The sequence below is a fragment of the Psychromonas sp. genome, assembly GCF_983033635.1.
Genome location: NZ_CEZLMY010000115.1, coordinates 1 through 11,238, shown reverse-complemented (window position 1 = coordinate 11,238; position 11,238 = coordinate 1). Strand labels below are relative to the sequence as shown.

The 11,238-nt window shown below is 38.8% G+C and carries 11 protein-coding genes; 7 read left to right on the top strand and 4 right to left on the bottom strand.

Going from position 1 to position 11,238, the window contains the following annotated elements:
* Positions 1-133 precede the first annotated feature (133 nt).
* Complete coding sequence (locus AC4GME_RS13455; RefSeq protein WP_490377378.1) at positions 134-2,116, top strand: ATP-binding protein; 1,983 nt, start codon at positions 134-136, stop codon at positions 2,114-2,116.
* Between the two features lie 97 nt (positions 2,117-2,213).
* Here AC4GME_RS13455 and AC4GME_RS13450 read toward each other — a convergent pair whose 3' ends face one another.
* The 3 genes from AC4GME_RS13450 to yihA form a co-directional block, all read right to left on the bottom strand.
* Positions 2,214-3,095, bottom strand: coding sequence for a hypothetical protein (locus AC4GME_RS13450; protein ID WP_490377377.1), 882 nt, complete (start codon positions 3,093-3,095; stop codon positions 2,214-2,216).
* Positions 3,096-3,279: 184 nt separating this feature from the next.
* On the bottom strand, positions 3,280-5,472 hold the full coding sequence (locus tag AC4GME_RS13445) for a YjbH domain-containing protein (RefSeq protein ID WP_490379574.1): 2,193 nt from the start codon (positions 5,470-5,472) through the stop codon (positions 3,280-3,282).
* Between the two features lie 97 nt (positions 5,473-5,569).
* Complete coding sequence (gene yihA, locus AC4GME_RS13440; protein ID WP_490377375.1) at positions 5,570-6,226, bottom strand: ribosome biogenesis GTP-binding protein YihA/YsxC; 657 nt, start codon at positions 6,224-6,226, stop codon at positions 5,570-5,572.
* Between the two features lie 114 nt (positions 6,227-6,340).
* Between yihA and AC4GME_RS13435 the strand changes: the two genes are divergently transcribed.
* The 5 genes from AC4GME_RS13435 to AC4GME_RS13415 all read left to right on the top strand — a co-directional run bounded on the left by AC4GME_RS13435 (position 6,341) and on the right by AC4GME_RS13415 (position 10,675).
* Complete coding sequence (locus AC4GME_RS13435) at positions 6,341-6,943, top strand: c-type cytochrome (protein WP_490379573.1); 603 nt, start codon at positions 6,341-6,343, stop codon at positions 6,941-6,943.
* Positions 6,944-7,096: 153 nt separating this feature from the next.
* Entirely contained in the window at positions 7,097-7,654 is a 558-nt protein-coding gene (yihI, locus tag AC4GME_RS13430) for a Der GTPase-activating protein YihI (RefSeq protein WP_490377373.1), read from the top strand.
* A gap of 11 nt (positions 7,655-7,665) precedes the next feature.
* A complete protein-coding gene (locus AC4GME_RS13425; protein WP_490377372.1) occupies positions 7,666-8,145 on the top strand; it encodes a DUF2489 domain-containing protein in 480 nt (159 codons plus the stop codon).
* Positions 8,146-8,176: 31 nt separating this feature from the next.
* On the top strand, positions 8,177-9,544 hold the full coding sequence (hemN, locus tag AC4GME_RS13420; protein WP_490377371.1) for an oxygen-independent coproporphyrinogen III oxidase: 1,368 nt from the start codon (positions 8,177-8,179) through the stop codon (positions 9,542-9,544).
* The gene (locus tag AC4GME_RS13415; protein ID WP_490377370.1) at positions 9,545-10,675 is read left to right on the top strand and encodes an anhydro-N-acetylmuramic acid kinase; all 1,131 of its coding nucleotides are present in this window, start codon (positions 9,545-9,547) and stop codon (positions 10,673-10,675) included.
* On the opposite strand, the gene AC4GME_RS13410 is transcribed toward AC4GME_RS13415, so the two are convergent.
* Positions 10,647-10,916, bottom strand: coding sequence for a DUF3624 domain-containing protein (locus AC4GME_RS13410; RefSeq protein ID WP_490377369.1), 270 nt, complete (start codon positions 10,914-10,916; stop codon positions 10,647-10,649). The genes AC4GME_RS13415 and AC4GME_RS13410 overlap by 29 nt on opposite strands.
* An 87-nt stretch (positions 10,917-11,003) precedes the next feature.
* Between AC4GME_RS13410 and AC4GME_RS13405 the strand changes: the two genes are divergently transcribed.
* Positions 11,004-11,238: DUF4124 domain-containing protein (locus tag AC4GME_RS13405; protein ID WP_490379572.1), on the top strand; the 235-nt coding region annotated here is incomplete at its 3' end.

The window sequence follows — 11,238 nt, the reverse complement described above, 5'->3', positions numbered from 1 at the left end:
AAAAATCAAGTATCGCTTTTTATGAGTAAAATATTAGCGATTAATTACATTTTGTGAGCACAACAGTAGGGATAACTGTTTGCTTATGGCAAACTACTGAGTCTAGTTTTGCCATGACTCAGGTTTTTTCAGAATGCAAATAAAAAAGATTTTTTCAATCTTCAAGCCATTAAAAGTAAAACACAGCCTATCCAATCGATTACTTGCTTATATTCTATTATGCAGTAGTGCGCTTGCGATCATTATCACCCTGGTGCAATTAACCTGGGACTACAAACAAGATGTTGGCAAAATTGAAGCAAGTATCGATCAGATTGAATCAAGTTTTTTACAGCCGATGGCAGCCAGTTTATGGAATCTTGACGAAGAGCAAATTCAAATCCAGATAGAAGGTATTATGAAGCTCTCGGATATGCAGTATGTTCGGGTGCATGAGGTGCTTGGCAATACTGAAGTACCCTTGATTGAACAGGGTTCATTACAAGAAAAATTTGATATCAGCAAAAAGTTTAACCTTGTTTATCAAGGCGAGATTGTTGGTACCCTGTTTGTTGCGGCTTCCCTAAACGAAGTTTATAAACGCTTAATGGAAAAATCATTACTTATTTTAGTTAGTCAAACCATCAAAACTATGGTGGTTTCAATCTGTATTTTATTAATTATCTATTATATGGTGATCCGCCATGTTAATAAAATTGCAGTTTATACACGTAATATCAAGCTCAGTACTCACAATAAAAATCTGATTTTAGAGGGCCGTAGAAACCGATCCTCCTCTTCCAATGATGAACTTGATGAACTTGTTTATTTACTCAATAAGATGCAGAAAAGGATCGTTGCCGAACTCACAGATAAAAAGATAGCCATCGAAGAGCTGCAACAAGAGCGTGATTTCTCTGCAACTATCATCAACTCATCAAGTACGGTTATCTGCTGTTTAGACTGTGACTTTAAAATATCGACGATTAACCCCGCAGCCGTTATTTTAACCGGCTATAGCCAGGAAGAACTGCACAAAAAGAATTGGTTAGATATTTTTGTTCTTGATGATCAAAAAGAAACGATGCTGAATAAACTTGAACACAATGAAGCCATCCAAGGTATCGAAATTGATATGCATGACCAGATGGGGGAAATAAATACCCTACTATGGACCTTTTCAGCCTTTTACGAAGGCATGAATATTAAATATTTAATCGGCTTTGGTCATGATATTACACCACAGAAACAGATTGAGCTGGAAGTAAAGCAACTCAACGACCAACTTGAAGAAAAGGTCAATACACGTACAGCAGCCTTAACAGAAAGTAACAAACAGATAACAGAAACCTTAGAACAACTAAAACGCACTCAGTTAACGTTGGTAGAATCAGAAAAAATGGCTTCATTAGGCGGACTGGTCGCAGGTGTCGCGCATGAAATTAATACACCAATCGGGATCAGTGTCACCGCGGCTTCATTCTTACAAGAAGAGATTGATCTGTTAAAAATTAAACTAAGCGACAATAGCTTAACACGCAGTTATGTCGAAAATTTAATCGAACGCATCTCGGAGTCGGGCCGTTTATTAAACAGCAACCTAAATCGTGCGGCCGATTTGGTCAGTAGTTTCAAACAGGTCGCCGTTGACCAGTCAAGTGAAGCTTGTTACTCATTTAAATTAGCGGACAATGTTAACCAGGTTCTTACCTCTCTCAAACACAAACTCAAGCAAGTTCCCGGTCAAGTGTATGTAAGCTGTCCAGAAGATCTTTCTATCTACAGTTTTCCAGGTAGTTTTTCACAAATTTATTCTAACCTTATTCTTAATTCATTAATTCATGGTTTTGAAAACTGGCAAGGCAAGTGTGATATTTATATAGAGATAAAACGCCAAGGAAAAACATTACATATAGATTATCGGGATACAGGTAAAGGTATTCCGAATGAGATTGCCGATCGCATTTTTGATCCCTTTGTGACTTCAAAGCGCGGATCTGGAGGCAGTGGTTTAGGCACGCATATTATTTACAATATAGTGAAGCAGTTACTTAAAGGTGATATCCAATATGTAACGGGTGAACAAGGAACACACTTTAAAATACAAATCCCTTACCAAGAAAAGATGCCCTCCTAAGTCATTAGCTAGCAGCCTCCAGGCTCTAAGTCTACTTTTATTCAAGGCAAAAAAAAGGCGCTATATCTAGCGCCTTTTTCATTATTTCAGAATGATATTAACCTTGGTTAACACCATCACTACCAGTACCAGTACCGCCAGTAGCATCAGGTATATCAGGTGTATCATCAGGAGTTGTAGCTGGCTCTGGTTTTACAGTGTCATCGACAACAATTGCAATATCTTTAAGCTCAGACGTAATAATAACAGTCCCATCTTCGTTAAATTCAACTGCTTCCGGTAAAGGAATATCAATAGTGAAAGCAACTTCGCTTAAATCTAAAGTCGGGTTTGCTTCGATATAATCGTCAACAGCAACAGAAACTTGTGGTAAAACCTGTGCGTATAAATTTGTAAGTTGTGCAGGCGTTGCATCAGGAGCCGCAGCTTTAAGGTCAACCAGTGTTGCAAATGTTGTCTCAGCTAAAACAGCTAACTTAGCTTGCTCTTCACTATAATCTGCATTATTAGTTCCAAAATCAACAAACAGATCTGTACCAGCAGGAATTAAGCTAGCTGGAATATTTAAAATAGTATAAACCGCTTCTAATGCACCCGCATTATCAAGTGTCGGATCATTTGCAACAGCAAGGGCTGCAATATCTGTATATGGATTAATAACAGATAAACCGTCTAATGTAGACATTGTCTGAGTCCATGGTACATCGGCTCCCAAATCATAGTCAAAAGTATCAGCATCACCAGTGACTGTAGTAGAAGTACAATCCGCAAGCGTAAAAACAGAGGTATTCAGTGCTGCAACACCAAATGCATTTGTGCGTCCTGTATAAGTAAAACCACCACATGTTGTAGTAACTATACCGTTTACAATGTAACCATCAATGGCTGTAACAGGTTGAGTAGCATTATTACTATCGCTACAAGCCGTTAAAAAGGCTGTTGCTAATCCCATAGCAATGACTAACTTGTTCAGTTTCATATTTCAATATCCTTTAATTTTATTTTTCGTTTTTTACTAAACAGCAAATGTAACATTATAATCAAAATTTTAAAATAAGTATCAACAACAAATAACAAATAACAAATAACAAGTGACAAGTGACAAACTTACGCTAAAACAAGTCATTAATTATAAGCAGTGTTTCCAGCTATGCAATATTTACCTATTTAATATATCTTGTGTAGCTCTCACGTAAGCGAAGCAGATTACTTTCAACATAGTTTTTTGATAAACGGTCTCGGTTAAAATATTGTTGATCTAAATTATATTGCAGGTTGGTTTTCCCAGCCCGATTACCGCCAACATAGTTAGCATCATTATTAATTCTCGAACGATAACCATAACCCCACTGCTCTAATGTTTTAATCTGCAAACCGACAGCAGGAGATAAGTTTTTACGTGTACCAAATGGGAACTGGAAAGTTAACCCCGCATACTCATGTTTTTCAGCATACCCGTCACCTGAACAAGCATATTGTGTCTTTGAAAGGTCACAGCTTGTATTTTGATAAGTGAGGTTCACAGACATATCGCCAAACCACTGCTTTATGCTTAAGCTCCCCCCCAAGTCACCGGACCAATGCTGACCATAGGTTGCTTCTAGCGCAAGATCCAAATCTCGCAGATAATATCGGTATGAGGCAAGTGCAGGTTGATAATTATATTCATTATTGTCATGACTAAAATCACCAATTTCTGTTTTGATTCGATGTGCACCAGCCTCTGATTCCCAGCGGGTTTCATTTAAAGCACCAAGGTAAGATTTATATACCTGCCCCGCACTAAATTGGGTAATGAAACCAGCAGGTAAAGCAAACGCCTGATGGAAAAGTATACGGTCTACTTCACTTTTATGGCGACTATTAGCAAAATACTGACCATCGTCATAACTATCAGAATGTGCAATTGGCAATAGATGACGAACATCCACTACCCCGCCCGGCCATAAAGACATCTGTAAATTACTACTCAATGCCAGAGAGTAATCAAATACCCCCATTTCAGTACCAATATTTGAGCGCAAGTGCGGTGAAAAAATAAAACGAGGAACAAAATTTCCTGATGCCTGTTTTTCAGAAAACCAGGCAACATCCTGCAGCTCTATAGCTTGACTGGAAATATTCAAACCGTGTGTTTTAACTGGCTGTTCTGCTTTCTGATGCAGATAATCTCGAAATGTTTTGCTATTACCAGCCACCTTTAAAACCGCTATTTGATTATTCAGCAGATAAAATTCAAATAATTCAGCCTCGCTATTATCGACAATCAAACCAAGAGCAACACCTAAACCATCTAATTCATTCCAGTTAAATAAATTATTTTCCAATGAAACTACTAATGTAGTTTCACGCCAACCAGTACGCACATTCTCAAAACCATACTCAACCAATATTTTTTGTAACCGCTCATTCTGCTGGTTTTTCTGTTCTTTTTGAGCAAGCGTTGATAGTGAAGGAAGATTCGCTTCTACTTGTTGACTTTGCTGTTGTTGTTTCTCTGAAATTTGTTCTTTTATCTGCTGTTGCTGCCCAGCCTCAAGCTGATACAACTCATTTACCCCGTTGCGGCTATAACGTTTTGCATCAGTACCAACAGCTAAAGGCAGAGTTAAGCCTAATCCCAACCACTGATTATCCCTATTCGTCGTTAGTGAGTCCGAATAAATTTGATAAGTGAAATTTGCTTTCCAGCCATAAGGCAGCCAGTTATCAGCTGTAAACAATTTGAACCCGGCATTCATTCCCGTTCCATCATAATCGCTTACTAACTGTAACCATTGTGTCGGTTGCCATTCTAAGCCAGCAAAAATACCTTGCAGATAATCACTGCCCATTTGATTTTCAATATCACCTTTTCCGTAACCGGCGGTTAAACGAAAATGATAAAAAGTATCAGCAAAAACTGACTTAGAGGCAACTGCATACATATTCTGATGCTTACTCGCAGCACCACCATAATCTTGCATACCCAATGCAAAACTAAACCAGTCTTCAGGCAAAAAAGGTTTAAAGTCATATTTGGCAGAAAAAGAGAGATCACTCGAATGTGTAGCTCCCCACTCAGGGCCATCACTCATTAATTTATGCGTATTTTGCACCGTAAACTCTAAACCGGGCAGCAAACCTACGCCCATTAATATGGTTTTATGCGCTCCGCAACCATAACAAGTATCATAATCAATATTATCTTCCCACTGATAATTCAGTGAAAAATCACCAAAGGGTAAAGCATCGGCATGTGGTATGCGCAATAAACCTGTAAATCCAGTTTGCGCCATGGAATTACTGATAGCTTGCACCTTGGTAGCAGGAGGTAACAAACAAACAAGCAGCAATACCGTCATTAAAAAACGCATAAATTCCCTTTCAAAAATGCTTTATCAAGTCGCCATAGAAGAGCTAGCGAACAATCGCCTGGGAGACTATCCGCCCCCCAGTGAATCTTACTAGCAATTAATCTTCAGCTTCACTTAATGGCAAAATCTGCTGTTCATCTTGCGCGTACCAGCCTGCAATTTTTTTCTCTAAGATATCAACACCCAAACCTTTTAAAGAAGAAAACAGTTCAACTTGAACATCACCTTCAAAACGCTGCGCTTCTTCACGCATTTTTAACAGTGTCGCTTTGCGCGCACCCTGTTTTAATTTATCTGCTTTTGTTAGCAGGGCTAAAACCGGAATATCAGCATCAATAGCCCAGTAAATAAGCTGTTGATCAAGATCTTTAAACGGATGACGAATATCCATTAAAACAACTAAACCTTTTAACGATTCACGCTGCTGCAGATACTCACCTAATGAACGCTGCCATTTCAGCTTCATCTCTAACGGCACTTTAGCAAAACCATACCCCGGTAAATCGATTAAACGTTTACCCTCTTCAATTTCAAAGACGTTGATTAATTGAGTACGACCGGGCGTCTTACTGGTTCTCGCTAAACTTTTTTGTCGTGTTAAACGATTTAAAGCACTAGATTTCCCCGCATTTGAACGTCCTGCAAACGCGATTTCAATACCACTTTCTGGTGGTAAATGTTTATCTAAGTGACGAATATCTGGTGCACTAATTAAGAAATGCGCTTTTTGAAAATGTATTTTTTGAAATTCCAAGATATGCCTCGTTTTACTCATGTAGCAAAATTGTTACTTTTATTAAACTTGTGTAAACTACACCTGTTTTATTTGAAGCTCATTGTACATACTTTAAGAAAAAAATGGATAGTTATGAATAAATTATTAATGACATTAATTGTCACACTTGCCTTCTCAGTCTCAGTGCAAGCACAGGGTGACATTGAAGCAGGTAAGACAAAAGCAGTGACCTGTACTGCATGTCATGGTGCTGATGGAAACAGCCCGTCAAACCTTTACCCTAAATTAGCAGGCCAACATGCAAGTTATCTGGAAAAACAGTTACAACAGTTCAAAAATGGCGAGCGAAATGAGCCAATCATGCTCGGTATGTCTGCATCGCTTTCAGAGCAAGATATTAAAGATATTGCCGCTTATTACACGACCCAAACTACAGCACCAGAAACGGTAGCTGCTGAGATTGCTGATGCAGGACAAAAACTTTATATGGGCGGTGATTTACAGCGCAAAATTCCAGCTTGTACAGCCTGCCATGGTCCACGGGGAAATGGTTTAGAGCTTGCAAAATTTCCTAAAATTTCCAGCCAGCATCCAGCTTACCTAAAAGCACAGCTTGAAAAATTCCGTAGCAAAGCACGCAATAATGATCAAAACAGTATGATGACCGACATTGCCGCTAAACTTAACGATGCAGATATTGAACTGCTCTCTAAATATATTTCAGCATTACATTAACCGCAGCACTTTTCAGCTCTCTTTTAAAAGACGTTTCATACTATAAACGTCTTTTTTCTACGCTTTTTAAACACTCTTAAATCTGCTATTCTGCACATATCCAGCACAAAGCAAAATGCAAGCACAGTATTAAAAAATGAAAGGTAAATAATCATGTCTCGTACCAAAAAAAGTCGCACCGCAGGCAATTCAGAAGAAAAATTCAGTGGTCAACGCAAAGAAACCTCCTCACAAGCACAAGAAGCTCGTGACAAAAAACGTAAAAGTAAACTAAAAGGTAATAAATCTGGTGCTCGTAATGCTGCAGAGTCAAAACAAACACAGAAGAAAAATGCCAAGCAAGTTATCAATGAAAAGCGTATCGGTAGTCAAAAAGCGGTACCGCTGATTGTTGAAGAACAAGTACAAAATGAGACTCCCAAAGTACAACTTAAGCCGAAAGCAAAAGTGATTAAAAGCAAAGTTGAAGCGAAACTATCACCAGAAAAAGAGCTGGCTTTAATTGAAAATGATCAGCGCTTAAGCGATCTATTGGAACAACTTGATAATGATGAGAGCATCTCGCAAACTGATCAATCATGGGTTGATAAACAAACACAACGCCATCAGCAGTTAATGCAGGAGCTTGGCTGGTTGGATGACGATGGAGAAGAAGATCTTCTACAACAATTCGAAGACGCGGGTTCAGCGTTAGATGAATTCAAAAAATAACGAGTATAAAAATGGATTTTGATCTTTTACTGGCTGCTATTTCAGTTGTTATTATTATCGGTTTAGCGTTTTACGCAGGCATTTTGATGAGTAAAATCAAAATGCACAAAGCTCAGAATCTGCAAAGAGAAGAGCAGCAAAAAGCACAAGCGACATTAAAAAAACAACAGCGAAATGACAACATTTGTGAAAGTATTCGTTTTATTGCCCGCGCTACGGCGCAAAAGCAGTGTAATATTTCAGAAGCGGCCATTCGCTTAACAGTCTTACTGGAAACCTTATTACTTGAAAAAGCAATTGATATAGAAGATGAATACCCTGCTTTGTCGGAAATGTTTAATAAAGTAAAAGATATGCCTACCCATGAGCAGCGTAAAAAAGTCGCAGTAAAAGAGCTTAAAAGACTGGATATGCAACGACAGGTTTTTGAAGCTGAACTTGAAGAGACAATCATCAAAGAAGCCTCACAACTAGAGAGCTTTTCACTCTGAAATTCACAGCAAAAAGAGAAGAGAGATAGCAATGGAAAAGCTCGTTTGGGATCAAGCGCTAATTGAGAAATATAATTACAGTGGTCCAAGATATACTTCATACCCTACTGCATTAGAGTTCGATCAGAGTTTTACTTACCCTGAATTAATCAGCGCCAGTAAAACTTACCCAACTCGCCCTCTTTCACTTTATATCCATATCCCGTTCTGCCATAAACTTTGTTATTTTTGTGGTTGTAATAAAGTGATCACACGTCACCAAGAGAAAGCAGATAAATACCTCGATTACCTTGAACGAGAAATTAAAATTCAAGCGCCTCATTTCAGCTCTCGCCAGGTAAGCCAACTGCATTGGGGTGGCGGCACACCAACATTCTTATTACCAGCTCAAATTACACGTTTAATGAAGGTATTGCGTGACAACTTTAATTTTAAAAAAGACGCAGAATTAAGTATCGAAGTCGATCCGCGTGAAATTGAGTTAAGCACCATAGATCATCTTGCCCAAGAGGGCTTTAACCGCCTCAGTCTTGGTGTGCAGGATTTTAATAAAGAGGTGCAAAAAGCGGTTAATCGCGAGCAAGACGAAGCATTTATTATCAAGCTATTAACACGTGCTAAAGAGCAGGGTTTTCAATCAACCAATTTAGATATGATTTATGGTTTACCTCTGCAAACAAAACAAAGTTTTGCCCATACTTTAGAAAAAGTAGTGGAGTTAGATCCTGCTCGTTTATCAATTTTCAATTATGCACATATGCCTGCTCTTTTTGCGGCGCAGCGTAAAATTAATGAAGATGATATGCCGAAAGCAGCTGAAAAATTGCAGATACTGCAATATACCATTGAGTTTTTAACCCAGTCGGGTTACCAATTTATCGGCATGGATCATTTTGCAAAACCGGATGATGAACTGGCTATTGCACAGCAACAAGGCATTCTGCATCGTAACTTTCAAGGTTATACCACGCAGGAAGATGCCGATCTTCTCGGGCTGGGTGTATCGGCAATCAGCCAAATTGGTCATACTTATTCACAGAATCAGAAAAAACTGGCAAGCTATTACAGCCAAATTGATGAGCTAGGGCATGCACAATGGCGTGGCGTGGCTCTTAATCAGGATGATCTGATTCGCCGAGAGGTGATCAAAAAACTGATCTGTAATTTCAAATTAGACATTAAAGAGATTGAGCAAAAATTTGACTTAACATTTGACGATTATTTTGCTGAAGATACTAAATTATTACAGTGCTTTATTGATGATCAACTGGTTTTAATAACGCCGGAAACAATCACAGTACAACCCAAAGGGCGTTTATTAATCCGCAATATCTGCATGTGTTTTGATATTTATTTACGCACTAAAGCACGCCAACAACAGTTCTCCCGCGTAATCTAAATGTCCGACTTACCTAAGTCTGCAATCGGCAACTACTACATTGGCATCATGTCAGGCACTAGCCTGGATGCCATTGATGTGGTTATTGCACAACGTACAACCTCTGCTTTTAAACAGATCGCCGGTTTTGCCCCCGATCTGCCTGAAAAATTACGCTTGCAGCTTTTAAAAATCTGCCAGGATAAACATGTCGATCTGCAAACACTTGGTGAAGTTGATCATCTATTTGCTTTAACCTGCGCAGATGCGGTTAATCAACTCCTTAAAGAAAACCATTTTGATGCAGGGCAAATCAGCGCCATTGGCAGTCACGGGCAAACCATTTTCCACAGCCCACTTGCCAAGTTTCCTTTTAGCCAGCAAATAGGTGATGCCAACCTGATTGCTGCCAAAACAGGCATTCCTTGTGCCGCTGATTTTAGACGTATGGATATGGCCTATGGAGGCCAGGGCGCACCATTAGTACCTGCATTTCACCAGGCTTTATTCGCTAAAAAAGATGAAAACCGTGTCATCCTCAATATTGGCGGCATTGCCAATGTCAGTCTATTAACATCAGATAAACAAGTACTTGGCTACGATACCGGCCCGGGAAATATACTGATGGACGCTTGGATTAATAAAGTAAAAGATAAACGTTTTGATAAAGATGCACATTTTTCCAAACAGGGAAAAGTACTATCAGGATTATTAAAGCAATTATTAACCGATCCTTACTTTGCACAATCCGCCCCGAAAAGCACAGGCCGAGAAAAATTCAACCTTGCCTGGCTCGAACAGCAGTTAACTCAGTCTAAGGACGACTCATTTTTAGACGCCGATATTCAGCGGACACTATTAGAGTTCAGCGCAATCACCATCAGTGAGCAAATCAGACAGCAAAGCAAGCCGTGTGATGTTTTTGTCTGTGGTGGTGGGGCCTTAAATCCATTACTTATGGCACGGTTGCAAAGCTTAATGCCATTACATAATATTAATGATAGCAATGCCTTAGATATTGATCCTATGTTTGTTGAGGCGATTGCGTTTGCCTGGCTGGCTGAGCAGCGAATATTAAAAACCCCTATTGCACTTAAAACCGTAACTGGCGCACAGCAAGATGCTATTTTGGGTTGTGTTTATCTTCCGTAGGATTTTTTATGCCTTTATAACGGTAATAAATATAAGCGCCTATATGTAAAATCATTAATAGCGAGCTGGCAATTAATGTTAATAATAAAGCAATTGTTTCAACCTGTTTAGGGGCCGATTGATAGCAAATAAACCAGCCAGTAGCACTCGCAACCAGCAAAAAGAAGTTAAGCCACATACAAAATTTACAGCGCCCCAGTTTTTCCTTAAAAACATTTTTGTCACAGAATTGACATGCCACGATTTTTTCCTCTTTTTTGAAAATTATATTGCCATTTTTAAAAAATCAAATACACTATTATTTGACCTTTAATTGAGAGAGATACGTATGCACTATTTTTTAACGCTATTAACTATTTTATTCTCAGTTTCAGCTTCTGCCGAAATTTTTACTTGGGAAGATAAAAATGGTGTTACACATTTTTCAGAGAGCAAACCAGCATATAAAGCACAAATAACTCAAATCGATTTAACCTCGACAACTAAATCTTTGCCTGATAATGTCATCGTGGCAAGTTCAATACCATTAACAGAAGAAGATAAACTTTCGCAGAGTTTATACG

Excerpts from the sequence above, each read along its gene's own strand:
- AC4GME_RS13455 (WP_490377378.1), top strand. The coding sequence starts at position 134 with ATGCAAATAAAAAAGATTTTTTCAATCTTCAAGCCATTAAAAGTAAAA.
- AC4GME_RS13450 (WP_490377377.1), bottom strand. The coding sequence starts at position 3,095 with ATGAAACTGAACAAGTTAGTCATTGCTATGGGATTAGCAACAGCCTTT.
- AC4GME_RS13445 (WP_490379574.1), bottom strand. The coding sequence starts at position 5,472 with ATGCGTTTTTTAATGACGGTATTGCTGCTTGTTTGTTTGTTACCTCCT.
- AC4GME_RS13435 (WP_490379573.1), top strand. The coding sequence starts at position 6,341 with ATGAATAAATTATTAATGACATTAATTGTCACACTTGCCTTCTCAGTC.
- yihI (WP_490377373.1), top strand. The coding sequence starts at position 7,097 with ATGTCTCGTACCAAAAAAAGTCGCACCGCAGGCAATTCAGAAGAAAAA.
- AC4GME_RS13425 (WP_490377372.1), top strand. The coding sequence starts at position 7,666 with ATGGATTTTGATCTTTTACTGGCTGCTATTTCAGTTGTTATTATTATC.
- hemN (WP_490377371.1), top strand. The coding sequence starts at position 8,177 with ATGGAAAAGCTCGTTTGGGATCAAGCGCTAATTGAGAAATATAATTAC.
- AC4GME_RS13415 (WP_490377370.1), top strand. The coding sequence starts at position 9,545 with ATGTCCGACTTACCTAAGTCTGCAATCGGCAACTACTACATTGGCATC.